Origin of the sequence: Trinickia mobilis (genome assembly GCF_017315705.1) — a bacterium.
GTDB lineage: Bacteria > Pseudomonadota > Gammaproteobacteria > Burkholderiales > Burkholderiaceae > Trinickia_A > Trinickia_A mobilis.
The window spans coordinates 143,304-165,855 of the sequence record NZ_JAFLRF010000007.1; the positions used below are offsets into that span (position 1 = coordinate 143,304).

Consider the following 22,552-nt stretch of genomic DNA (forward strand, 5'->3'; position numbering starts at 1 on the left):
GTCAATTCCCCGTGTGCGCGGTGGGCGACGCGGGCGGATCGCGCTCGTCGCGCCGCACCCGGAACGACGCTGCGTACAGTGCGGGTAGATAGAACAGCGTCAGCACCGTCGCGCTCGTGATGCCGCCCATCAGGGCAGTCGCCATCGGCCCGAAGAAGTTCGAGCGCAACAGCGGAATCAGCGCAAGCACTGCGGCCGCGGCGGTCAGCGTGATCGGGCGGAACCGCCGCACGGTCGCGCCGACGATCGCGTCGAAGCGCTGGTGTCCCGCCGCGATGTCCCGCTCGATCTGGTCGACGAGAATCACGGAGTTGCGCATGATGATCCCGAACATCGCGATCACGCCGAGCATCGCGACGAAACCGAACGGCTGGCCGAACAGCAGCAGCGTGCCGACCACGCCGATGAGCCCGAGCGGCGCGGTCAGGACGACCATCATCACACGCGCGAAGCTCTGCAACTGGATCATCAGGAGCGTCAGCACGGCGATCACCATCAGCGGCATCTGCGCGTTGATCGACGCCTGGCCCTTGCCGCTTTCCTCGACCGAGCCGCCGATCTCGATCCGGTAGCCGAGCGGCAGCGCGGCGCGCACGGGCGCGAGCGCATGATCGATGCGCTTCGTCACATCGATGCCTTGTGCGCGGCCCACGACGTCGGACTGCACGGTGATGGTCGGCTGGCGGTCGCGTTCCCAGATCACGCCGTATTCGAGGTCGTTGCGAAGATGGCCGAGCGAGCCGAGCGGCACCGGTCCGTTCGGCGTGGGCATCGCGAGGTTCACGAGATGCGAGGGATCGACGCGCTCGCGCTTCGGTGCGCGCAAATCGACGCTGATCAGCTTGTCGCGCTCGCGGTACTGGGTGACCGTGTAGCCCGAAAGCGTCATCGCGAGGAAGCTCGACACGTCTTCCGACGTGACGCCTACTTCGCGCGCCTTTTTCTGATCGATCTCGAAGCGCACCGAGCGCTCGGCGGGCTCGTCCCAATCGAACTGGACGCCGGTCGTGCGGTGGTCCGCGCGCATCGTCGCCGCGACTTTCTCGGCGATCGAGCGCACGGCGGCGATATCGTCGCCGCTCACGCGGAACTGAACGGGGTAGCCGACCGGCGGGCCGTTTTCGAGCCTTGATAAGCGCGTGCGGATGGCCGGGAAATGGTCGCGCAGCGTCGTGTCGAGCCAGCGCGCGAGCTTCTCGCGGTCTTCGACGGTCTTCGCGGTGATCACGAACTGCGCGAAGTTCGGCTGCGTGAGCTGCTGATCGAGCGGCAAGTAGAAACGCGGCGCGCCGGTGCCGACGAAGTCGACGAAATGATCGATCTCGGGGCGGCCCTTGAGCGTGGTTTCGATTCGCTGAGCCTGGCGCAGCGTCGCATCGAACGAGGCACCTTCGGGCAGCCGCACGTCGACGAGCAATTCAGGGCGGTCCGAGCTCGGGAAGAACTGCTGCGGCACGAGCGAGAAGCCGGCCAGCGCGAGGATGAAAAGCGCGACGGTGATCGCGAGCACGACGAAGCGTCGCTCGACGCACCACGAGATCCAGCCGCGCAGGCGCTGATAGAAGCGCGTGTCGTAAATATCGTGTTCGTGGTCGTCCCCCAAGGGGACTTCCTTCGGGGCGTCAGGCTCATGCGCGGCGCGCTTGCGCTCGGGCAGCAGGTGGTAGCCCAGCAGCGGAATCAGCACGACGGCCGCGAACCACGAAGCAATCAGCGCGATCGCCGACACCTCGAAGATCGAGCGCGTGTATTCGCCGGTGCTCGATTTGGCCAGCGCGATCGGCAGGAAGCCCGACACCGTGACGAGCGTGCCCGTCAGCATCGGAAACGCGGTGCTCGTGTAGGCGAACGCGGCCGCGCGCGTGCGTTTCCAGCCTTGTTCCAGCTTCACCGCCATCATCTCGACCGCGATGATGGCGTCGTCGACCAGGAGGCCGAGCGCGAGCACGAGCGTGCCGAGCGAAACTTTGTGCAGCCCGATGTCGAACACGTACATGCAAAGCGCGGTGACGGCGAGCACGACCGGAATCGAAATCACGACGACCATCCCGGTACGCACGCCCAACGACACGAGGCTCACGATCAGCACGATGCCCACCGCTTCGGCGACCGCTTCGAGAAAGTCGTTGACCGAATGCGAGACCGCGTGCGGCATGCTCGACACTTCGACGAGCTTGAGCCCCGCAGGAAGATGCGCGCGCAGTTCCGCGGCCTGCGCGTCGAGCGCACGGCCGAGCCGGATCACGTCGCCGCCCGGCTGCATCGTGAGGCCGATGCCGAGCACCGCGTGGCCTTCGAAGCGCATCTGCGTCGACAGCGGGTCGTCGTAGCCGCGCTTGATCGTCGCGATGTCGCCGAGGCGGAACGAGCGCTGGTTGATCGTGATGAGCGTGTCGGCGAGTGCGTTGACGTCCTTGAACTGGCCGCTCGGGCGCACGAAGACGCGGTCGTCGAAGGTCGTGAACGTGCCTGCGGGCGAGACCGCGTTTTGCGCGTTGATCGCCTGCGCGAGCTGCTGCGGCGAGATGTTCAGGCGCGTCAGCTGCGTGTTCGGGACCTCGATGTAGAGGTGCTGGTTCGGGTCGCCGAAGTAGTCGACTTTCGCGACGCCCGGCACGCGCAGAAACACGGTGCGCAGTTCGTCCGCGTAGTCGTGCAGTTGCGCGGGCGAGAAGCCGTCGCCTTCGAGCGTGTAGATGTTCGTGTAGACGTCGCCGAACTCGTCGTTGAAGTAGGGGCCCTGGACGCCGGCCGGCAGCGTCGCGGCGATGTCGCCGACTTTCTTGCGCACCTGGTACCAGGTCTCGGGCACGTCCCTGGCGGGCGCCGAGTCCTTCATGTTGAAGAAGATCAGCGATTCGCCGGGGCGCGAGTAGCTGCGCAGGAAGTCGATGTTCGGAGTTTCCTGCAGCTTGCGGCCGATGCGGTCGGTGATCTGGTCCTGCATCTGGCGCGCGGTGGCGCCGGGCCAGAACGTTTGGATCACCATCACGCGGAACGTGAAGGGGGGGTCTTCCGATTGTGCGAGCTGCGTATAGGCGAGGATGCCGAACAAGGTCGCGAGCGTGATCAGGAAGATCACGAGCGCCTGGTGCCGCAGCGCCCACGCGGATAAATTGAAGCGGCCTTCTTCATCGCCCGCGTGCGTGCGCGGGCCGGCCCGCTCGTCCGGGCCTTCGCGATCCACCGTGCTCATGATGCGAAGTCCTCGGGGTGCAGCGGCGCCATGACGCGCACTTTTTCTCCGGCGCTGACCGTATGCACGCCTTGCAGCACAACGCGATCGCCATCGTTCAAGCCAGCGGAAACGGAGACGGTGCGTTCGTCGTAGCGCGAAACCTGCACGCGGCGCAGTTCGAGCGTGCCGGTGCTCGACGTAGCGCCGCCCGGACGGACGATCCACACGGCCGGATCGGTGCCGTCGTGAAAGAGGGCGGTGGCGGGCAGCGTGAACGGATGCGCGTCGTTCGTCACACCGTCGAACGCGACGTCGGCGGTCATGCCGAGGCGCACGTCGGGGCTCGGCGCTTCGAGCGTGAGTTTCGTGCGATAGGTGCGGCTTTGCGGATCGGCAGCGGGCGACACTTCGCGCACGCGCGCAGTGAAGCGCTTGCCGGGCAATGCCGGCAGGGTGATCGTCGCCGTTCGGCCGACCGCGAGCGCCGCGAGCGCGCTTTCCGGCGCGTCGCCGACGATGTCGATATCGCCCGACCACGCGAGATGGTAAACAGCTTGACCGGCCGAGACGTTCTGCCCCGTGTCCGCGTCTTCGGCGGTGATGAAGCCCGCATGATCGGCGGCGAGCGTCGTGTATTGCAACTGGTTCTTCGCGAGGGCGAGTTGCTGCTGCGCCTGATCGCGCTGCGCGGCGGCTGAGGCGTATGCATTCTGAGTCTGTTCGAGCTGTGCGGGCGCAATCAGCTTTTCCTGCGCTTGCGCGGTATCGCGGTCGAGCTGCTGCTTGGCATAGACGAGCTGGTGCTGCGCGGCGTCGAGCTGTGCCTGCGCGCTCGCGACGTTCTTCTGCAGATCTTCCGGATCGAGATGAGCGACGATCTGCCCGGCCTTCACGGTGTCGCCGAGGCGCACCTGCCGGTCGACGATCTTGCCTGCGACGCGAAACGACAGCGGCGTGGAATAGCGCGCATCGACCTCGCCGGGCAGCGACGCGAGCGCAGGGCGTCCGTCCGGATGCACGGCGACGGCGACGACGGGGCGCGGCGCCGGCGCGGCCGTTTCCGTTTGATGACACCCGGCGAGCGCAATGGCGCCGCACAGCGCAAGCGCCATGCCGCCTAGACGAATTCGGCTGACGAATGAAGGGTCGAGGCGATCGGGACGGCCAGGACGAAATGGGCGGATTGGCATGCGCGCCGCGGGTGACGGGCGAAGACTCGGACGATTCACAGTGACACCATGGCTTACGAAAGCGAACGGATTCGACAAGCGGAAAAGGCCTGCCGCAGAGGCTTGCAGTAAGCGTTTCAAACGCCGCGCGCCCCATTGCCTCAAAATACGAACTGGATTCTAATACACACTTGTATCTGAATGCAAAGCTGAATCCGTCAGGCGCCGATGTAAAATTTGCCCCATGACACGAAAACGATTGACCCGCGAACAGAGCAAGGACCAGACGCGCCAGCGTCTGCTCGATGCTGCCCTGACCATCTTCACGAAGAAGGGATACGTCGCTGCGAGCGTCGAGGACATCGCCGCAGCGGCCGGTTACACGCGCGGTGCGTTCTATTCGAATTTCCGCGGCAAACCCGAGGTGCTGCTCGAGCTGCTCAGAGTCGATCACGAGCGCATGCAGTCGGAACTGCAAGACATCTTCGTGGAGGGGGCGACGCGCGAGCAGATGGAAGCGAACGTGCTGACCTACTACAGCCAGCTCTTTCGCGACAACAAGTGCTTCCTGCTCTGGGGCGAAGCGAAGCTGCAGGCGAGCCGCGACGCGAAATTCCGCACGCGTTTCAACGCGTTCATGCACGAAAAGCGCGAAGAGATGTCGGGCTATATCCGCACGTTCTCCGAGCGCGTCGGCACGCCGCTGCCGCTGCCGCCCGAGATGCTCGCAGTCGGCCTGATGGGCCTGTGCGACGGCGTGCAATCGCTCTATCTTTCCGACCCGCAGCACGTGACGGCCGAGTTGACGGAGTCGGTGCTGGCGGGGTTCTTCGCGAGAGTGGTGTTCGGGCGCAATCCGAGTTGAGCGCCCGCGTGCTCTCTTTGCGCGGGTTCAGACGCTGATGCCCGGCCCGCAGTTGCTGCCGATCAGCCGCGTCACCGATTCGATATCCGGATAGTCCTGCTCGGGCAGGCCGTCGAGAATCGATAGCAACTCGTTGCTCGCGCCCGCGTCGCGAGCGATCTCGACGAGCTGGTCCTTGTTTGCCGGATACGGCACCGCGCGCAACACGTCCGTGATTTGCAGGTCGATGGCTTCGGTCGGGATGTTCGATTTGCTCATGTCGCGGTCCCATCCTCTGTGGTCGTGCTGCGCTTGGCCAGACTTTATGCCGGCAAGCGCTTCAGGTCTGTGCCTGCCGCTCGTGCGCGGCGAACTTGTGCGCGAGCCCCGTCGGCTTCGGCAGCCTGATGCGGGCCCAGCCGTCCGGCCGGATTGCGACGGCGTTCACGCCGGGAGCGGGAGGCGCGACGGGGGCGGCATTGGCGCGGTGGGCGAGGGCGGCGTCCCGCGCGATCAGGCCGTCGAGCGCGGTCGTGTGAACGGGTGCCGCGAAGCATGAAGCCGAGAGCAATGCCATGGCTGTCACTGTCGAGATTTTCATCGCTCGACCTCCTTCTCTATGCGCCGCCGCCGGTGCCATACCGGCCAGCACGCGCCGTGCTTGACGCGGACTCTCAGGTGGCCCGTTACGCAGTCCCTGACGCAGCCCTTAGCGCAGCACCTCGAAGCGCGCCCACGGCCACGACGGCCGGTCGCGCATATAACCGTTGAGCCAGTTCCATTGCGGATGGCGTTTCATGAACGCCTGCGCGTCGAACGGCCGCCCGCATGGGTGTCCCCAGCGCGCCCAGAACGCCAGGTCGCGCGCCATTTCGCTGTCGACCACCTTGCCGTCGTTCGCGCCCCACGGGTTGAACGGACCCTGGTCCGAGCCGCCGAAGCGCGCGTCGTCGAGTTCGAGGTGCCCGCAAATCGTGCGAGAGCAAGGGTTGTCGGCGCGATCGAGATAGACGTCGTGATGGTCGGCCATCATCTCTTTGGCGAGATCGATGTCGATCTTGCCGTGGTGCATCTCCGCGAGCTGCATGAAGCGCAGGCGGCGCGCGCCGTTCTTTCGCACGTCCGTGAAGTCTTCGCCTTCGCCGATGCATTCCTGATTGCGGATCTTCAAATCCGTTGCGGTGTTGTAGCCGCTATAGAAACCGTCCTTCGTGCTCTCGAAGCCGGAGTAGTGCAGGCCGAGTTCGTAGCGCGCGACCTCGCCCGTCTTCCAGTCGCCGAGCAGCCAGCTATTCGCGTAGCCGCCGTTGTTCGAGATCGCGAACATCTCGCACCAGTCGCCGATGCTGTTCGCGTATTGCGTGGCGCGGCGCGAGCGGTAGAACTCCGGCGCGCCCGCGGCGTTGTAGCCGGCGAAATTCGAGATCGTGGTCTCGGTGACCATCAAGCCGGCCGACGTGATCCAGAAATCGGTGAGGCTCGAAATGCAGCCGGGCAGGCCCTGCATCAGGATGCGGTGGCCCGACTCGGGGACGATGTCGAACACGACGTTGAACGCGTCGCCCGCGGCGTAGCGGTCCCATGAGTTGTGCGCCATCACGATGCGGCCGTCGCGCGTCGCGCTGCCGGTCGCGATGAACGCGCTGCAATGATGCCCGCGCCGGCCGCGCCACGGCTTGATGCCGAGGCGGGGATCGCGCGCGGCGGCCTGGCTCGGCCACCAGCTTTGCAGCAAGTCCATATATCCGTTCCACGCGAGCACTTCTTCGAAGCGCAGCTTCGCGCCGTCGGCGATGCCCTGGATTTCGTCGGCGAATTCGGTGTCGAGCTTGGGAGCGAACTGCGCGACCGCAGCTTTCGTGAAGGTTTCGAAGTCTTCGCCCGTATCCCAGCGCGCCAGGTATTTGGCGGTGTGGATCGCGTTCCGTATCTCGGCTGCGAGGAGCTGGCCGTGTTGTTCGCCACGGTCGTAGGGTTCGCCTTCGATATGGACAAAGATCCAGCCGGCGTGATCGCGGCGCACGGCATCGAGGGAAGGTTCGCTCATCTTCGCTCCGAGATGATTGACTGCCGCGCGAGCGGCTTCGCTCGTCGTTGCAAACCCGGGCGCGGGGGCGCCGCACGGTTCTGAATCAATTGTAGAAAATATGCCACGCTTTGCCATCGCGCGCAGCGGGGATGGCGAGGTCTTGGCGTCGGCGGATGTGGCGGGAGGCTTGCGCAGGGGGCGTGAGCGCGCCCCCCTGGGAGGGCGTCAGAATGCCGGATTCATCCGACGGTACGCGTCGAGCAGCGCCGTCTTGTAGACCGCGCCGACGAGCTTCGGCTCGGCCGTGCTTTCGATCACCGGCAGCCGTTCGCCCTGGAACGCCATGAAATGCTGCAGCGCGACGCCGATCGGCATGTCGGGCGTGAGCACGTCGAACTGCTGCTGGAGGTAATCGGCGGCGGTGCACTCGGCGGTATCGCGCTTATCGAGCAGGTCGGAGGTGATGTCCTTCAATGCGACGACGCCGAGGAAGCAGCCGGCATCGTTGGTGACGTACAGATATTTCACCGGGTACTCGAGGAAGATGCGCGTCATGTGATCGACGCTCGCGGAGAGCGGCACGACGGTTTCGGCGGGCTTGACCAGTTCGCGCAACAGCAGCGAGCGCAGCCGCAGGCGCTCCTGTTCGTCTTCGAGACGGCGCAGCGTGATCTCGTACATCGACGTCTTGCCGATCGCGCGTGAGACGAAGTACGCGACGATGCACGAGAGCATCAGCGGCAGCACGACCTGGTAGCTGAGCGTCATCTCGAAGATCATCAGGATCGCCATCAGCGGCGCCTGCGTCGCGCCGGCGAGAAACGCGCCCATGCCGACCATCGCATACGCATACGCGGCCGACGTGCCGTGCGGCCAGATCGCATGCGCCGCGATGCCGAACAGCGAGCCGAAGGTCGCGCCGACGAAGAGCGTCGGCGTGAACACCCCGCCGACCGCGCCCGAACCCACGGTCGCCGCCGTCGCGATCAGCTTGAAGACGAGCACGGTGACGATCGCGGTCCAGGTCCAGGGCGAATGCAGGATGTGGTTGACGACGCTATAGCCGTTGCCCCACACCTCGGGCACCCACACCGAGATCACGCCGACCACGAGACCGCCGAGCCCCAGCCGCAGCGGCAGCGGCAGGGGCAGGCGCTTGAACTGTTTCTTGGTCGCATCGAGCAGGTGCAGGAACTGCGGCGCGGCCGCGCCGCACAGCAAGCCGAGCGCGACGAAGAGCAGCACCTCGACGCCGGTGATCGCCGGAAACACGGGCATCTCGTACGGCGGCTTGTAGCGCGTGAACTCGCGCATCGTGATGTTGGCGACAACCGACGAGACGACGATCGGCCCGAAGCTCTCCATCGCGATCGAGCCGAGCACGATCTCGGTGACGAAGAACGCGCCGGCGATCGGCGCGCTGTAGGCCGACGTGATACCGGCCGCCGCGCCGCACGCGACGAGCAGGCGCAGCCGCGCCGGATCGAAGTGCAGGATGCGCCCGACCGCCGAGGCGGCGAGCGCGGCCAGTTGCACCATCGAGCCTTCGCGGCCGATCGAGCCGCCGAACCCGATCGTGAAAAGCGACGAGATGCTGCGCCACAGGCTCTGCCAGATCGGCACCACGCCTTCGCCGATCGCGATCGCTTCCATGTAGTCGGAGTTCGCTTTCTTGTCGGCACCGCGGCGCGCGATCAGGAGCGCACAGCCGGCGAGGAGGCCGCCCGCGGCCGGCAGCCAGATGCGCACGGTCCACGGCAGCGCGCGCGCCATCTCGACGAAGCTGCCGATCTTACCGGTGAAAAGCCATTGAAAGACGTCGATCCCCTGGCGAAACGCGATGGTCGCCAACGCGCCCAACACGCCGACGATCACGGACCAAACGAGCATCGTGTGCGCGTCGGAAAGTCGAAACAGTTCTTTGGCGCGGGTGCGCAGGCGGAGCAGGAATGAAAGCACGGCTTGGGGCGGGGATCGTTATCGTTTCCGGGGCGAGCGCAAGGATAGCACCAGGCTAGGGTTCAAATGCGGGATCGGCGTTTTCTCCGTGCGGGCAGAGGCGGCTGAGCCGGAGGGTGCCCGCGACGTCAGCGGGCGGCTTTGTCGAGTTCCGGGTAGTGGCGGAAGATGCACGACTCGTTGTGTGACAGGCGCCTGGCGGATGCGAGGTACGCGGCGATGTTCGGGCGCGCCAAGACCGCGTCATGCAGCGCGGCGAGGCGCGGGTAGTGCTCGCCGAATCGCTTCATCGCGCGCGGGAACGCGTAATGCAGCCCGTCGATCAACTGGAACATCGACAAGTCCACGTAGGTCAGCGCGTTACCCGCCATGTGGCGGCCGCCGTGCGGGTTAAGCTCGAGCACGCGCTCGAAGTAGTGCATGAATTTCGGGAGGCGGTGGTCGATGAAATCGGTCGCGCGCGCCTTGGCCGCTTCCTTCTGCTCCTCGTAGTACTGGCTGCTCGCCAGCGGATGGTGCGTGTCATGGACTTCGGTCACCATGTCCGCGATCGTGAGCTGCAGGCCGTGCACGACAAAGCGCGAATCGTCTTGCGGCGCGAGGCCGAGCCTCGGGCCGAGGTAGAGCAGGATGTTCGCGACATGCGAGACGATCAGGTCGCCGTCTTTCAGAAAAGGCGGGGCGAACGGCGGGTAGGGCTCGGTCTTGCTGTCCATGATCGACATCATCGCGCCGCTGCCGTCGTCGTCGCGCGCGATGTCGACATACGGCGCTTGCGCTTCTTCCAGCGCGAGCCGCACGAATTCGCCGCGGCCTTGCAGGCCGTCCCAGTAATAAAGTTCGTAAGCCATCTCTTGTCCTCGCTGAAGTTTGCGGTGCGTGGCAACCGCGGGTCCGCATCGAACCACGGCAAGTATGAGCGTTCGAGCCCTCGCGCGCCGCAAGGACCTCCTGCAAACGCGCATGCCCCGCGCGAGGCGGGGCACAACCCGTTTGCAGGCGGCGTGCGCCGTGCCTCGGAACGCTTACGCGAACAAACGCTCCACGGCCCAGGTGATACCCAGCCCGCCGACGATCAGCCACACATACAGGATGAAGCCGGTCAGCAGTGCGCGCGGGCCCGCTTCGCGAATCTGCGACACGCGTGTTTCGATGCCGAGCGCGGTCATCGCCATCGTCAGCGCAAACGTGTCGAGCAAGTTGACCGTCTGCGTAGCGGCCTCCGGCAGCACATGCAGCGAGTTCACGACGACGCACGCGAGAAACCCGATCGCGAACCACGGCACGGCGAGCTTGCGCGGCTTGGCGGCGCGATGCGACGCATCATGCGACTCATGCGCGGCCGGCTGCTTCGCGCGGTTGAGCCACACGCCGAGCGCGAGCAGTACCGGCACGAGCAGCATGACGCGGGTCATCTTGACGATCGTCGCGACGTGGGTGGCTTCGCCGCTCACGTTGCTCGCCGCGCCGACCACCTGCGCGACCTCGTGGATCGTGCCGCCGAAAAAGAGGCCGGCGCCGAGCGTGTCGAGATGCAGCCAGCCCGCGCGATACAGCACCGGATAGAGGAACATCGACAGCGTGCCGAACAGCACGACGCTGCCCACGGCCATCGCGCTCTTGTGCGGTTTCGACTGCAGCGTCGATTCGAACGCGAGCACGGCCGCCGCGCCGCAGATCGCGCTGCCGGCGGCGGTAAGGATCGCGGTGTCGCGGTCGAGCTTCATGAGCTTCATGCCGGCCCAGGTGCCGATCGCGAGCGTGCTGACGACGATCACCACCGATTCGACGAGACCGGGCAGTCCGACTTGCGCGATTTCCTGCAGGCTCACGCGCAGCCCGAAGAACGCAACCGCGATGCGCAGCAGCTTGCGCGCCGAGAAGTTGACGCCCGCGGCCCAGCTGGCGGGCATGCCGTCGCGCAGCGCGTTGCCGTAAATCGCGCCGGCGACGATGCCGACGATCAGCGGGCTCATGCCGAGCCCGGCGATGGCGGGCAGCGATGCGACGCTCGTGACAGCCGCTGCGAACAGCGCGACGAACAGGATGCCGTTGAGCTGGCCGCGCATCGTCGATTCATGCGCGGCCAGCGGGGCGGAAAGGTGTGGGGTAGACATGATGTGGGTCTGGGTCGATTTCGATGGCCTAATCCTAGTTTGGTTATATCGATATGAAAAATCGTCATTTGTGACGTAAAATATCGGCATACACGATAGTTAGCCGCCATGACCCCAGATCAGCTTATAACTTTCGCCGCCGTCGCCGAGCATCTGAACATCAGCCGCGCCGCCGTGGCGTTGCATCTGTCGCAACCGGCAGTGTCCGGGCAGCTGCGCCAGTTGCAGGAGGAATTCGGCGAGCCGCTGTACCAGCGCGACGGCCGGGGCGTTCGTCTCACGCCGAGCGGCGCGCAGCTCGCCGAATACGCGCAGCGGCTGCGCGACACGTACCGCCAAGCCCATGTGTATCGCGACGCGCTGCGCGGCCTCGAGCGCGGCACGCTGCGCGTCGGCGCAAGCACCACGCTCGCGAGCTATCTGCTGCCATACCTGATCGCCGACTTCCAGCGGCGCTTTCCCGAGATCTCGATTCAGACGGCGGGCGGCAACACCGCCGATATCGTCAACTCGCTCGGCTCGCTCGATATCGCGATGATCGAAGGGCCGGTCGGGGCCGATCTGCCGCCCGGCACGGGGGTGCATCCGTGGGGCGAGGATGAAATCGTCGCGATCGTGCCGCGCGAGCATCCGCTGGCGCAGCGGGGGCCGGCAGAGGCGGAGGCTGAGGCAGCAGCGGGCAAGGCCGATACCCTTGAGCGCGCCGCGCGGCCGGCGCTGTCGGCGACGTTCGCCGAGCTCGCGGCACATCCGCTCGTACTGCGGGAAGAAGGGTCGGGCGTGCGTCAGCTCGTCGAGCGCGCGTTCTCGCGGCACGGCCTGCCGATGCGCGTGGCGCTCGAAGTCGCGGGCGTCGAAGGCGTGAAGGAGGCCGTGCGAGCGGGGATGGGCATCGGCTTCGTATCCGCGATGTCGATGCGGCACGAGGACGACGCGCTGTGCCGCGTCTCGCTTGGCCCGGCGCCGCTCACCCGGCGCTTTTCGATCCTGGTGCCGCACGAGAGCGCGCCGTCGCGCGCGGCCGAGCGGTTTCTGGAGCTGTGCCTCGCAGGTGCCGCCTGAACCGGACTAGGGATTTCCACTATGGCGCGGTGGCGCATGGGCGGCGCAATATCCGCCCATCCAGCGCATCGGCGCTTTTTTAAAGTCTACTGATGGAACCGGTTCCAAGCGGTGGTTCGACGCGAATTCAGGGTCGAACGGGCAAGGCGGATGTCGTCATCGTCGCGAGTGCGTTCGGCGCCGACGCGATCCGGCGCGACGGTCATTTCGCATGGCTGGCCGCCGCGGCGGACGCCGGCGCGGCCGGCTTCGAAGTACGCCGCGAACTGTTCGGGTCCGCTGTCGAGGCGTCGTTCGACGGGCTCGCGCTGCTCGGGCACGCGATCGCGCGGCTCGGCATGTGGTCCGTGTATTCGACGCCCGATTCGCTCTATCGCGGCGACGGTTCGCTCGACCGCGCCGCGTTGACCGCCGCCGCCGCCCAGGCCGACGCGCTCGGCGCGCGCTTCGTCAAGCTGCAGCTCGGGTCGTTTGACGGACGGGCCGACGGCGATGGCATTTGCCGTGCCGTCGCCGGGGGGCGGGCGCGGCTCGTCGTCGAAAACGGCCAGCTGCCGGCGGGCGGGTTGCTGAGCCAGTTCGTCGGGCTGTTCGCGGGCCTCGAGCGCGAAGGCGCCGCGGGCGCGCTCGGGATGGCGTTCGACATCGGCAATTGGCAGTGGCCCGGCGAGGAGCCGCTTCGAGCCGCGAAGGCGCTTGCGCCGCATGTCGACTACATCCATTGCAAGGCCGTCGCAGGCGAGGGCGCGCGCCGCTTCGCCGCCGCGCCCGCCGCCGGCGATCCGTTGTGCGCCGGGATTTTTTCGCTGCTGCCCCGGCACGTGCCGCGCGGCATCGAATTTCCGTTCGATAGCGACTGCGTTGCCGCCGACGCCAAGCGGCGTGTCGCGTGGCTCGCCGACCTATGAAAAAGCCTCCAGAAGGAGAAACATGACCCCCCCTCACGCTCACGTTCGTTCGCTGCCCCGTCCCCTTGGGGGGCAGGAGTCAACGATGTCCACCCATCTCGACGTCCTCACGTACGGCGAAGCGATGACGATGTTCGTCGCGAACGAAACCGGGCCGCTAGCCGGCGTCGGTCAGTTCACGAAGCGCATCGCCGGCGCGGACCTGAACGTCGCGATCGGCTTGTCGCGCCTCGGCTTCAAGGTCGGCTGGATGAGCCGCGTGGGGCAGGATTCGTTCGGCCAGTACGTGCTCGACACGCTCGCAACGGAAGGGATCGACGCGAGCCGCGTGACGGTCGATGCGCGCCATCCGACCGGCTTCCTGCTGAAGTCGAAGCACGACGACGGCAGAGACCCGGCCGTCGAGTACTTCCGCAAGGGCTCGGCCGCGAGCCACTTGTCGCTCGAGGACTATGCCGCCGACTACGCGCTCGGCGCGCGTCACCTGCATCTGACGGGCGTGGCGCCTGCGATCTCGGCGTCCTCGCGCGAGCTTGCGTTCCATCTGGCGCGAGAAATGCGCGCAGCAGGCAAGACAATCTCGTTCGACCCGAATCTGCGGCCGACCTTGTGGCCGTCGCGCGAGGCGATGGCCGCGTCGCTCAATGCGCTCGCCGCGCTCGCCGACTGGGTGCTGCCGGGCATCGGCGAAGGCCGCACGCTGACCGGCTTCGACCAGCCCGAGGACATCGCGAGCTTCTACCTCGAGGCCGGCGCGCGCGGCGTGATCGTCAAGCTCGGCGCAGAGGGCGCGTATTTCCGCACCGGCGACTGCGACGGCGTGATTCCCGCGCAGCGAGTCGCGAACGTCGTCGACACGGTCGGCGCCGGCGATGGTTTCGCGGTCGGCGTCATCAGCGCGATGCTCGAGGGCCTCACGCTGCCGGCGGCCGTGGCGCGCGGCAACCGGATCGGCGCGCTCGCGATTCAGGTGAGCGGCGATTCGGAAGGCCTGCCGACGCGCACGGAGCTCGCGAGGCTCGAGCGCCTGGAGCGGCTCGGCGATGGCGGCGCCCGCGCCGAGACCGATGCCTTGGCTTGACGCGCACCGCAGACCTTACCGATAACGCCAACAAGAGGCCGGCGAGCTCGGCGCAACCCACCGGTTCGCCTACGCTCAACGACACGGCTCGTTCGATTCCTCGACTCAAGACCTAGGAGACAACCATGCCCGCAACGCTAGCCCCCCGCCGCTGGTGGGCGATCATGCCGATCGTTTTCATCACCTATAGCCTCGCCTACCTGGACCGCGCGAACTTCGGCTTCGCATCGGCAGCCGGTATCAATCAGGATCTCGGCATCAGCAAAGGGCTCGCGTCGCTGATCGGCGCGCTGTTCTTTCTCGGCTACTTCTTCTTCCAGATCCCCGGCGCGATCTACGCCGAGCGGCGCAGCGTGAAGAAGCTCGTGTTCGTGAGCCTGATTCTGTGGGGCGCCTGCGCGGCGCTGACGGGCGTCGTGAGCAATATCCCGTCGCTGATGGCGATCCGCTTCGTGCTCGGCGTCGTCGAGGCGGCCGTCCTGCCCGCGATGCTGATCTTCCTTTCCAACTGGTTCTCGAAGAGCGAACGCTCGCGCGCGAACACCTTCCTGATCCTTGGCAATCCGGTGACGGTGCTGTGGATGTCGATCGTGTCCGGCTATCTCGTGCATTCGTTCGGCTGGCGCAATATGTTTGTCGCCGAGGGCGTGCCGGCGATCGTCTGGGCCGTGTGCTGGTGGTTCATCGTGAAGGACAAGCCCGCGCAGGTGTCGTGGCTGTCCGATTCGGACAAGCGCGCGCTCGACGCCGTCCTCGCCGCCGAACAAGCCGCGATCAAGCCGGTGCGCAACTATCGCGAGGCGTTCAAGTCGCCCGCCGTCATCAAGCTGTGTGCGCAGTACTTCTGCTGGAGCATCGGCGTGTACGGCTTCGTGCTGTGGCTGCCGTCGATCCTGAAGAACGGGTCGACGCTCGGCATGGTCGAGACGGGCTGGCTATCAGCGCTTCCGTATCTCGCGGCGACGATCGCGATGGTCGCCGTCTCGTGGGCCTCCGACAAGCTCGATGCGCGCAAGGCGTTCGTCTGGCCGTTCCTGCTCATCGGCGCAGCGGCGTTCGCGGCATCGTACGCGCTCGGCTCGACGCACTTCTGGACCTCGTACGCGCTGCTCGTGATCGCAGGCGCCGCGATGTACGCGCCATACGGGCCGTTCTTCGCGATCGTGCCGGAGCTGCTGCCGAAGAACGTCGCGGGCGGCGCGATGGCGCTCATCAACAGCATGGGCGCGCTCGGCTCGTTCGTCGGCTCGTATGTCGTCGGCTATCTGAACGGCGCGACGGGCTCGCCGGCGGCGTCGTATGCGTTCATGAGCGTCGCGCTCGTGGCGGCCGTGATCCTGACGCTCGCGGTGAAGGCGCGCGCTGTGTCGTCGCCCGAGCTGGCCGCTCACTTGCCAGGGAAATGACAACGACAAGGACAAGGCAAACGAGAAGGACAACGATGAAACCCAACATCCTCGCCTATAAGGCGCTGCCCGACGACGTGCTCGCCTATCTGCGCGAACACGCGGATGTCGTCACGCTCGACGATGCGGCGCTCTCGCCCGGCACGCTCGCCGCCGCACTGAAAGACGCCGACGGCGCGATCGGCGCGAGCGTGAAGGTGACGCCCGCGATGCTCGAAGGCGCGACCCGGCTGAAAGCGCTGTCGACGATCTCCGTCGGCGTCGACCAGTTCGACGTCGACGACCTCACGCGGCGCGGCATCCTGCTCGCGCATACGCCGGACGTGCTGACCGAATCGACCGCCGACACCGTGTTCGCGCTGATCCTCGCAAGCGCGCGGCGCGTCGTCGAACTGGCGGACTGGGTCAGGGCGGGGCAGTGGCAAAAGAGCGTCGGCGAGGCGCAGTTCGGCGTCGAAGTGCAGGGCAAGACGCTCGGCATCGTCGGACTTGGCCGCATCGGCGGAGCGCTCGCGCGGCGTGCGGCGCTCGGCTTCGACATGCGCGTGCTGTACACCAACCGCCACCCGAACGAAGCGGCAGAGCGTGCGTATGGGGCGAAACGCGTCGAGCTTGCGGAATTGCTCGGCGCGGCCGATTTCGTGTGCCTGCAAGTGCCGCTGACGGCCGAGACCCGGCACCTGATCGGCGCTGCCGAACTCAAGGCGATGAAGCCGGGCGCGATCCTGATCAACACGTCGCGCGGCGCGATCGTCGACGAAGCCGCGCTGATCGAAGCATTGCGCCACGGCACGATCCTGGGCGCGGGTCTCGACGTGTTCGAGCGCGAACCGCTGGCGGCCGATTCACCGTTGCTGACGATGAAGAACGTGGTCGCGCTGCCGCACATCGGCTCGGCGACCCGCGAGACCCGTCACGCGATGGCGCGCTGCGCGGCCGAGAACCTTGTCGCGGCGCTGGCGGGCACGCTCACGCGCAATATCGTCAACCGCGAGGTGTTGAAGCGGCCCTAAGCGGGTGCTTAAGTGGTGCCGGGTAGCGGCGTGCGCTATGATGCGCGCACTGATGCAGTTCGAAAGCGCGCCTACGGCGCGCTTTTGTCTATTTCGGCGCATAGTTGGCGCATGCCGCGGGCGATCCTCGCGCACGGGCGCCGCGCTGCCGCTTTGGGTTTGACAACGAGGAGTTTTCGGTTGGCTGATGTATTTCCGCACCTCTCCGACTGCCGCCGCACGAGCCGCTCGTGCGCATGCGGCCGCGCCGCTCACGAGGCTGCGCGATGAGCTACATGCGTACGGGCGCGCCGCGCCGCGCGACGATCAGCGATGTCGCGCGCGAAGCGGGCACGGGCAAGACGAGCGTCTCGCGCTATCTGAACGGCGAGACCAACGTGCTGTCGCTCGATTTGCGCGAGCGGATCGAAGCGGCGATCAAGCGGCTCGACTACCAGCCGAACCAGATGGCGCGTGGCCTGAAGCGCGGGCGCAACCGCCTGATCGGCATGCTCGTCGCCGACCTGACGAACCCCTATACGGTCGAAGTGCTGCAAGGCGTCGAAGCCGCGTGCCAAGCGCTCGGCTACATGCCGCTCATCTGCCACGCCGCGAATGAAGTCGAGATGGAGCGGCGCTTTCTGCAGCTCTTGACGACATATCGGGTCGAAGGCGTGATCGTCAACGCGTTGGGCGTGAAGGACGAGGCGCTCAAGCCGCTGGGCGAGGGCGGGATTCCGGCGGTGCTCGTCGACCGCAAGGTGGCGGAGCTCGATGCCGATATCGTCGGGCTCGACAATGCCGAGGCTGTTCGGGCCGGCACGCAGCATCTGCTCCGGCGGGGCTTCGACGAGATTTGCTTCGTCGTGCAGCCGTTCGAACGGGTCAGTTCGCGGCGCGTGCGCGAGGCCGCGTTTCGCGAGACGATCGACAATGCGGCACGCGCGGCCGACTCCGATGCAGCCGGGGGCGAGCCGCGTCCGCGAGGCGAGACGACGGTGCTCGATCTCGCCGACCCCGAAGCCGTGATGCGCACGCACGCGGCGCTCGATCGCCGCATCGACGCGGCCGTCGACGGCTCCGGCAAGCGCCTGGCGCTGTTCGCGGCGAACGCGCCGGTCGCGCTGTCGCTCGCGCTGCATCTGAATTCGCACTACGGGCCGCGCTGGCAGGACCGCGTCGCGCTGATGTCGGTCGACGATCCCGAATGGGCCGAACTGACGGGCATCACGACGATCCGCCAGCCGACCTATGCGATCGGCTATCGCGCGGTCGAATTCCTGCACGAGCGCATCGGCGGCGTGCTTTCCCCCACGCGTGAAGCGATGCTGCCGGGCGAGCTGGTCGTCAGGGGTTCGACGGCGCGCTAAGCGCCTGCCGCCTCGCGCTTTTCGTCAAGGGTGTGATCGATCGAAGCATCGATCACCGCATCGACAACCGCTTCGACACCAACAAGGACGTTCATGGTTGCACCGCTCACGCTCATTTGCCTCACGATCGCGACGCTCTTCGTCGCGGCATTGCCCGTCGTGCTGTATTGGCGGCTGCGGGTGCCGATGGCGTTCGATAAGCGCTACGCGATCGCAGGCATCGCCGTGTTCGCGCTCTTCGCGATGGTGATCGAGCGCGGGCTCAACAGCTATCTGTTGAGCCGCAACCCGATGACCGCGATGTGGCTCATGAACCCGGTCGTGTTCGTCACCTACGGCGCGCTGATCGCAGGCGTATGCGAGGAGGTGGGGCGCTGGCTCGGCATGCGCTGGCTCATGAGGCAGCGCGGCGCCGCTCCTCTTTCGGAGCACCGCTCCGACGGCCCCGCGCTCAGCTACGGCCTGGGCCACGGCGGCGCGGAGGCTTGGCTCGTCGGTGTGACGGTGCAGTTGCAGTGGATCGTGTACGCGGTGCTCGCGAGCCACGGCAAGCTCGATCCCGGCATGACGGACCTGCCCGACGAAACGGTGATGCGCATTCACTTGCTGCTCTCGACGCTGTCGGTGCCGATGGCGCTGATCTTCGTGCTGGAACGCACGGCGGCGCTCGTGTTTCAGATCGGGCTGTCGGTGCTCATGTGGCGCGGCCTGCGGGCCGGCTGGCGCGGCATCCTGCCGCTCGCGATCGTCGTGCACGCGCTGATCGACGTGCCCGCCGCGCTGTTTCAGGCGGGCAAGCTGCCGCTCGTCGCGGTGGACGGCGCATACGCGCTGGGCGCGATCGTAGTGGCCGGCGTGCTGACCAAGATTTGCCGGCGTCCCGCGCAAGGCGATGCCGGCGCGGCTGCGAAGGCGGTGGTCTAAGGCGGGCTTTAACGCGCGAAAGAGCGAACACTGAGGCGATCACGAAAACGACGATGGAAGCCTATCAATACGAATGCGCGAGTGCGGACTTCGAGGAGCTGGCGCGCGTCGTCAGCGACCTCTTCCCCGAGCAGACGCGCTTTGTGGAACAGCCCGCCGAGGACGGCACGCCGACTTTGTCGATCCAGTGGGTCGCGATGCGGTTCGGCTCGACGGCCAAGCGCATCGCGATGGAAGTGCGTATCGAGCCGCCCGCGCTCGCACGCTATCGCGCGACGCCGCCGCGTGCGCGCGGCCGCAGTTTCGCGGTGCTGCGCGCGTACGTGGAAGCGATGCTCGGTTCGCTCGAAGAGCAGTATGCGAAGGGCGAAGCGGTGCCGCGCGAAGTGACGATCGAACTCGCGGACGAATTCGCGTGACGCGCGCCGCAGCGCGCGTGTTTTGCCGCGCGACGCCTTCAGTCAGTCCGACGGTAAACCTTCGCGAAGCGCTGCGCCTGCACGACGCCGTAGTCGCCGGGCGCGTACTGCATGACCCAATCCCCGGCGATGCCGCGCAGCACGTCGCCTGCGGCTGAGCGCGCGATCGAGAACGGCGCGTCCATCCGCTTGGCGAGCACCACTGCCGGGCGATTGCGATACGGGCCAGGCTCGCCATGAGCGAGCGCCGGCGCGGCAGGCTGGTACTTCGCGTCGAAGCGCTCGCGCGAGACCACCCAGCGCTCGCCGGTCGATCCCGTAATCAGCGCGTCGCCGCGCGCGTAGCGGTTCGGTCCTTCGAGGCTCATCAGTTCGCCCTCGCCGCAAGCAAATTCGACGGCGACGGTTTCATCCTTGATATAGCGCTGCGCAGCAGGATCGTTGCGCAAGTCGACGTCTTTCAGTTCGATCATCGGAAGCGGAAAAAAAGGGGGAGTGACGGGGCGAGAGGCATGGGACACGAAAACGCCCGCCAAGAGAGGCGGGCGTTCATGGCAAGGCATCGGCGCCAATCGCAGCGCAGGCACACAGGGCGTCTAGTCACCTGCCGGGCTGCGCATCGGCGCCCTCAACGCATTACTGCTGCGCCGGCTTCGCCGTGTGGCCCTTGTGGCCGCCATGCTCCTCGCCGTGCTGGCGGAACGTCTCGTCGGCGACCTTCTTCTGATCCGGAGAGAACGAGCTGTAAAGCGGCTCGAACGCGGCAACGAGCTTGGTCATGCCGTCCGCATGCGCCTGCGCGATTTGCGTGTATTGCTTCATGTCGTCGAGCGCGGACAGGTCCTTGTCAGCCATCCGCTGACGGTACAGGTCGCCCATCGTCTCGCCGTTCTGGCGCATCACGTCGGCAAACTGCTGCCACTGCGTTTCCTGAGCCGGCGTGATCTTCAATTCCGAATGCAGCATCGCAATGCGTTGTTCGACCCGCGCCTCGTGGCCCGCCGTGGCCGATGCAGCGACCGGCGTCGCGGCCGGCGCCGAAGCCTGGGCGAAAGCGCCGCTCATGGCGAAGGTGGAAGCGAGGATAACCAGTGCTTTTTTCATCGAAACTCCTCTTGACGTGTGGGATGGAACCCCGGCGAAGCGAGTGCGGTGCCGTTTGGCACGGCCTCTTGCACCAGCGCTCTTCGCCGATCGCGCTATTTGTATCACGATAATTCCCCATTACGGCCACAATGCGACAACTGCTTACAACCGAAACGAACTACAACTTAAAACCGCTGGGACCGCGAATCGACTCGTCTGCATGGAAATTTCCGTGGCCGGTGCCGGACAACCGGAAGCGCCCCACGGAAAGGACATTGAAAGCCGACAGCGCTTGCCGGTGTCGGCCGGTGTTCCGGGTCGTTTTATATTACAGTGATCATCTTTCGGCGAGCGAACCGGCGATTTTCCAATCGACGGCGTTCGCGCAAAACAGCAACTGAGAGGACGACGATGCGAATTCTCGTAGTGGGCGCCGGAGCGACCGGCGGATATTTCGGCGGCCGGATGGCGCTCGCCGGTCAGGATGTGACGTTTCTCGTGCGCGAGAAGCGCGCCGCGGAGCTGAAACAGTCGGGGCTCGTCATCAAGAGCCCGAAGGGCGACGCCACGCTGACGAACGTCCAGACGGTGCTCGCCGATCGCATCCACGCGCCTTACGATCTCGTGCTCCTCAGTTGCAAGGCCTACGATCTCGACAACGCCATCGAGTCGTTCGCGCCCGCAGTCGGCCCGTCGACCGTGATCCTCCCGCTGCTCAACGGCATGCGCCATCTGGATGTGCTGCGCGAGCGCTTCGGCGCATCGAGCGTGGTGGGCGGCATCTGCCTGATCTCGGCGACGCTCGATGCGAACCGCGCGATTGTCCAGATGACGGACATGCACGCGATCGGCTTCGGCGAACTCGACGGTACGCGCTCCGAGCGCGTGGCCGCGATTGCAAAGGCGCTCGGCGCGGGCGGCTTCGACGTCGATGCGAGCGAAACCATCGTGCAGCAAATGTGGGAGAAGTGGGTCTTCCTCGCGACGCTCGCCGCGAGCACGTGCCTGTTCCGCGCGACCATCGGCGACATTCTGAACGCGCCCGACGGCCATGCCGCGATCGCCGCCATCCTCGCCGAATGCAGCGCGATCGCGCAGGCCAACGGCTATCCGGTCCGGCAGCCGTTTGCCGAGCGCACGAAAGGGCCGCTGTTCGGGCCGGGGTCGCCGCTGTCGGCGTCGATGATGCGCGATATCGAGAACGGTCAACGCACCGAGGGCGATCACGTGCTGGGCGACTTGCTCGCCCGCGCGAATGGCGCTTCGCAAGCGGACGGCGGGCTGTCGATTCTGCGCATCGCATATAACCACGTGAAGGCCTACGAAGCGCGGCGCTCGCGCACAGCAGCCACGGCGGCATAACGCCGGGCGATAATCCGGTTCTTCCTACCTCCAGCCCGGCTTTTCCCTAGATGAGACCTCCGCGCCTCGACCAGCTCGACGAACTCGACCGCAACCTGGTTGCTTTGCTTCAGGCCAACGCGCGCGAAAGCGTCGCGAATCTCGCGCGCCAGCTGGGCGTCGCGCGGACCACCGTGATCGCTCGCATCGAGCGGCTCGAACGCACGAACGTGATCGCGGGCTACAGCGTGCGCCTCGGCCAGGACGTGCTCGATGCGAGCATCTACGCGTACGTCGGCATCATCCTCGCGCCGAAGTTCGGAGCGGATGTGTTGAAGCGCCTCTCGAAGATGCCGGAGGTGCAGCTGCTGTGCGCGGTCAGTGGCGAGTTCGACTACGTCGCGTGGCTGCGCGCCGATTCGCCCGACCGCCTCAACGACTTGCTCGATCAGATCGGCGGGCTCGAAGGTGTCGAGCGCACGACGACGTCGATCATCCTCGCGCGCAAGATCGATCGCGGGATGATCGGCGGATAGGCGTTTCTCGCTGCGGCGCCGGCAAATAGACCAAAACCCAACACCCGACCGTCGAACACGGTTTCGACGCGGCGCAAGGGCGGCGAAGCCGCGGAGTGAAGTTCGCTGCTCATCGTGGCTCTCCGGCCGCG

At 66.4% G+C, this 22,552-nt stretch carries 21 protein-coding genes; 11 read left to right on the forward strand and 10 right to left on the reverse strand.

The genetic code is table 11. The features are described 5' to 3' along the window. Position 1: 1 nt before the first annotated feature. Together J3489_RS12315 and J3489_RS12320 are read right to left on the reverse strand one after the other, a co-directional pair. Positions 2 to 3,196 carry an efflux RND transporter permease subunit gene (locus J3489_RS12315; protein WP_206998286.1) on the reverse strand — a complete coding sequence of 1,065 codons (3,195 nt, stop codon included), beginning with the start codon at positions 3,194 to 3,196 and terminating at the stop codon, positions 2 to 4. After that, positions 3,193 to 4,290, reverse strand: coding sequence for an efflux RND transporter periplasmic adaptor subunit (locus tag J3489_RS12320; RefSeq protein WP_206998510.1), 1,098 nt, complete (start codon positions 4,288 to 4,290; stop codon positions 3,193 to 3,195). Before J3489_RS12320 ends, J3489_RS12315 begins: the two co-directional genes overlap by 4 nt. A gap of 301 nt (positions 4,291 to 4,591) precedes the next feature. Here J3489_RS12320 and J3489_RS12325 point away from each other — a divergent pair, with 301 nt between their 5' ends. Next, a complete protein-coding gene (locus J3489_RS12325) occupies positions 4,592 to 5,212 on the forward strand; it encodes a TetR/AcrR family transcriptional regulator (RefSeq protein WP_206998287.1) in 621 nt (206 codons plus the stop codon). 27 nt (positions 5,213 to 5,239) lie between these two features. Here J3489_RS12325 and J3489_RS12330 read toward each other — a convergent pair whose 3' ends face one another. The 6 genes from J3489_RS12330 to J3489_RS12355 all read right to left on the reverse strand — a co-directional run bounded on the left by J3489_RS12330 (position 5,240) and on the right by J3489_RS12355 (position 11,296). Beyond that, positions 5,240 to 5,470 carry a DUF2795 domain-containing protein gene (locus J3489_RS12330; RefSeq protein ID WP_206998289.1) on the reverse strand — a complete coding sequence of 77 codons (231 nt, stop codon included), beginning with the start codon at positions 5,468 to 5,470 and terminating at the stop codon, positions 5,240 to 5,242. Positions 5,471 to 5,531: 61 nt separating this feature from the next. Continuing rightward, positions 5,532 to 5,792, reverse strand: coding sequence for a hypothetical protein (locus tag J3489_RS12335; protein ID WP_206998291.1), 261 nt, complete (start codon positions 5,790 to 5,792; stop codon positions 5,532 to 5,534). Between the two features lie 108 nt (positions 5,793 to 5,900). After that, positions 5,901 to 7,238, reverse strand: coding sequence for a C45 family autoproteolytic acyltransferase/hydrolase (locus J3489_RS12340; protein WP_206998293.1), 1,338 nt, complete (start codon positions 7,236 to 7,238; stop codon positions 5,901 to 5,903). A 207-nt stretch (positions 7,239 to 7,445) separates the two neighbouring features. Next, a complete protein-coding gene (locus J3489_RS12345) occupies positions 7,446 to 9,179 on the reverse strand; it encodes a ClcB-like voltage-gated chloride channel protein (RefSeq protein WP_206998295.1) in 1,734 nt (577 codons plus the stop codon). Positions 9,180 to 9,307: 128 nt separating this feature from the next. Further along, a complete protein-coding gene (locus J3489_RS12350) occupies positions 9,308 to 10,030 on the reverse strand; it encodes a glutathione S-transferase (RefSeq protein WP_206998297.1) in 723 nt (240 codons plus the stop codon). Between the two features lie 174 nt (positions 10,031 to 10,204). Continuing rightward, a complete protein-coding gene (locus J3489_RS12355; protein ID WP_206998299.1) occupies positions 10,205 to 11,296 on the reverse strand; it encodes a YeiH family protein in 1,092 nt (363 codons plus the stop codon). Between the two features lie 108 nt (positions 11,297 to 11,404). On the opposite strand from J3489_RS12355, the gene J3489_RS12360 reads away from it, so the two are divergent. From J3489_RS12360 to J3489_RS12395, 8 genes are all read left to right on the forward strand, one after another. After that, positions 11,405 to 12,358 (forward strand): LysR family transcriptional regulator, encoded by a 954-nt coding sequence (locus tag J3489_RS12360; RefSeq protein ID WP_206998302.1) that lies wholly within the window; start codon positions 11,405 to 11,407, stop codon positions 12,356 to 12,358. Between the two features lie 92 nt (positions 12,359 to 12,450). After that, positions 12,451 to 13,266 (forward strand): IolE/MocC family protein, encoded by an 816-nt coding sequence (locus tag J3489_RS12365; protein ID WP_206998304.1) that lies wholly within the window; start codon positions 12,451 to 12,453, stop codon positions 13,264 to 13,266. A gap of 85 nt (positions 13,267 to 13,351) precedes the next feature. Further along, positions 13,352 to 14,347 carry a sugar kinase gene (locus J3489_RS12370; protein WP_206998306.1) on the forward strand — a complete coding sequence of 332 codons (996 nt, stop codon included), beginning with the start codon at positions 13,352 to 13,354 and terminating at the stop codon, positions 14,345 to 14,347. Between the two features lie 125 nt (positions 14,348 to 14,472). Then, complete coding sequence (locus tag J3489_RS12375) at positions 14,473 to 15,753, forward strand: MFS transporter (RefSeq protein ID WP_206998308.1); 1,281 nt, start codon at positions 14,473 to 14,475, stop codon at positions 15,751 to 15,753. A 35-nt stretch (positions 15,754 to 15,788) separates the two neighbouring features. Further along, positions 15,789 to 16,766 (forward strand): 2-hydroxyacid dehydrogenase, encoded by a 978-nt coding sequence (locus J3489_RS12380; RefSeq protein ID WP_206998310.1) that lies wholly within the window; start codon positions 15,789 to 15,791, stop codon positions 16,764 to 16,766. 266 nt (positions 16,767 to 17,032) lie between these two features. Then, on the forward strand, positions 17,033 to 18,115 hold the full coding sequence (locus J3489_RS12385) for a LacI family DNA-binding transcriptional regulator (protein WP_206998312.1): 1,083 nt from the start codon (positions 17,033 to 17,035) through the stop codon (positions 18,113 to 18,115). 93 nt (positions 18,116 to 18,208) lie between these two features. After that, positions 18,209 to 19,039, forward strand: coding sequence for a YhfC family intramembrane metalloprotease (locus tag J3489_RS12390; RefSeq protein WP_206998314.1), 831 nt, complete (start codon positions 18,209 to 18,211; stop codon positions 19,037 to 19,039). A 53-nt stretch (positions 19,040 to 19,092) separates the two neighbouring features. After that, a complete protein-coding gene (locus J3489_RS12395; protein WP_206998316.1) occupies positions 19,093 to 19,458 on the forward strand; it encodes a DUF3022 domain-containing protein in 366 nt (121 codons plus the stop codon). Between the two features lie 38 nt (positions 19,459 to 19,496). Here the strand turns inward: J3489_RS12395 and J3489_RS12400 are convergent, their stop codons facing one another. Together J3489_RS12400 and J3489_RS12405 are read right to left on the reverse strand one after the other, a co-directional pair. Further along, positions 19,497 to 19,931 (reverse strand): PGDYG domain-containing protein, encoded by a 435-nt coding sequence (locus tag J3489_RS12400; RefSeq protein WP_206998318.1) that lies wholly within the window; start codon positions 19,929 to 19,931, stop codon positions 19,497 to 19,499. Positions 19,932 to 20,094: 163 nt separating this feature from the next. Then, complete coding sequence (locus J3489_RS12405) at positions 20,095 to 20,562, reverse strand: Spy/CpxP family protein refolding chaperone (protein WP_206998320.1); 468 nt, start codon at positions 20,560 to 20,562, stop codon at positions 20,095 to 20,097. Positions 20,563 to 20,955: 393 nt separating this feature from the next. Here J3489_RS12405 and panE point away from each other — a divergent pair, with 393 nt between their 5' ends. Together panE and J3489_RS12415 are read left to right on the forward strand one after the other, a co-directional pair. Further along, entirely contained in the window at positions 20,956 to 21,906 is a 951-nt protein-coding gene (gene panE, locus J3489_RS12410) for a 2-dehydropantoate 2-reductase (protein ID WP_206998323.1), read from the forward strand. Between the two features lie 50 nt (positions 21,907 to 21,956). Continuing rightward, positions 21,957 to 22,421, forward strand: coding sequence for an Lrp/AsnC family transcriptional regulator (locus J3489_RS12415; RefSeq protein WP_206998324.1), 465 nt, complete (start codon positions 21,957 to 21,959; stop codon positions 22,419 to 22,421). The last annotated feature ends 131 nt before the right edge of the window (positions 22,422 to 22,552 follow it).

What these genes read in the sequence shown, in the direction of transcription:
- J3489_RS12355 (WP_206998299.1), bottom strand. Translation starts at nt 11,296, where the DNA reads ATGTCTACCCCACACCTTTCCGCCCCGCTGGCCGCGCATGAATCGACG.
- panE (WP_206998323.1), top strand. Translation starts at nt 20,956, where the DNA reads ATGCGAATTCTCGTAGTGGGCGCCGGAGCGACCGGCGGATATTTCGGC.
- J3489_RS12405 (WP_206998320.1), bottom strand. Translation starts at nt 20,562, where the DNA reads ATGAAAAAAGCACTGGTTATCCTCGCTTCCACCTTCGCCATGAGCGGC.
- J3489_RS12385 (WP_206998312.1), top strand. Translation starts at nt 17,033, where the DNA reads ATGAGCTACATGCGTACGGGCGCGCCGCGCCGCGCGACGATCAGCGAT.
- J3489_RS12325 (WP_206998287.1), top strand. Translation starts at nt 4,592, where the DNA reads ATGACACGAAAACGATTGACCCGCGAACAGAGCAAGGACCAGACGCGC.
- J3489_RS12320 (WP_206998510.1), bottom strand. Translation starts at nt 4,290, where the DNA reads ATGGCGCTTGCGCTGTGCGGCGCCATTGCGCTCGCCGGGTGTCATCAA.
- J3489_RS12360 (WP_206998302.1), top strand. Translation starts at nt 11,405, where the DNA reads ATGACCCCAGATCAGCTTATAACTTTCGCCGCCGTCGCCGAGCATCTG.
- J3489_RS12395 (WP_206998316.1), top strand. Translation starts at nt 19,093, where the DNA reads ATGGAAGCCTATCAATACGAATGCGCGAGTGCGGACTTCGAGGAGCTG.
- J3489_RS12350 (WP_206998297.1), bottom strand. Translation starts at nt 10,030, where the DNA reads ATGGCTTACGAACTTTATTACTGGGACGGCCTGCAAGGCCGCGGCGAA.
- J3489_RS12315 (WP_206998286.1), bottom strand. Translation starts at nt 3,196, where the DNA reads ATGAGCACGGTGGATCGCGAAGGCCCGGACGAGCGGGCCGGCCCGCGC.
- J3489_RS12340 (WP_206998293.1), bottom strand. Translation starts at nt 7,238, where the DNA reads ATGAGCGAACCTTCCCTCGATGCCGTGCGCCGCGATCACGCCGGCTGG.
- J3489_RS12335 (WP_206998291.1), bottom strand. Translation starts at nt 5,792, where the DNA reads ATGAAAATCTCGACAGTGACAGCCATGGCATTGCTCTCGGCTTCATGC.
- J3489_RS12415 (WP_206998324.1), top strand. Translation starts at nt 21,957, where the DNA reads ATGAGACCTCCGCGCCTCGACCAGCTCGACGAACTCGACCGCAACCTG.
- J3489_RS12365 (WP_206998304.1), top strand. Translation starts at nt 12,451, where the DNA reads ATGGAACCGGTTCCAAGCGGTGGTTCGACGCGAATTCAGGGTCGAACG.
- J3489_RS12375 (WP_206998308.1), top strand. Translation starts at nt 14,473, where the DNA reads ATGCCCGCAACGCTAGCCCCCCGCCGCTGGTGGGCGATCATGCCGATC.
- J3489_RS12370 (WP_206998306.1), top strand. Translation starts at nt 13,352, where the DNA reads ATGTCCACCCATCTCGACGTCCTCACGTACGGCGAAGCGATGACGATG.
- J3489_RS12380 (WP_206998310.1), top strand. Translation starts at nt 15,789, where the DNA reads ATGAAACCCAACATCCTCGCCTATAAGGCGCTGCCCGACGACGTGCTC.
- J3489_RS12330 (WP_206998289.1), bottom strand. Translation starts at nt 5,470, where the DNA reads ATGAGCAAATCGAACATCCCGACCGAAGCCATCGACCTGCAAATCACG.
- J3489_RS12400 (WP_206998318.1), bottom strand. Translation starts at nt 19,931, where the DNA reads ATGATCGAACTGAAAGACGTCGACTTGCGCAACGATCCTGCTGCGCAG.
- J3489_RS12390 (WP_206998314.1), top strand. Translation starts at nt 18,209, where the DNA reads ATGGTTGCACCGCTCACGCTCATTTGCCTCACGATCGCGACGCTCTTC.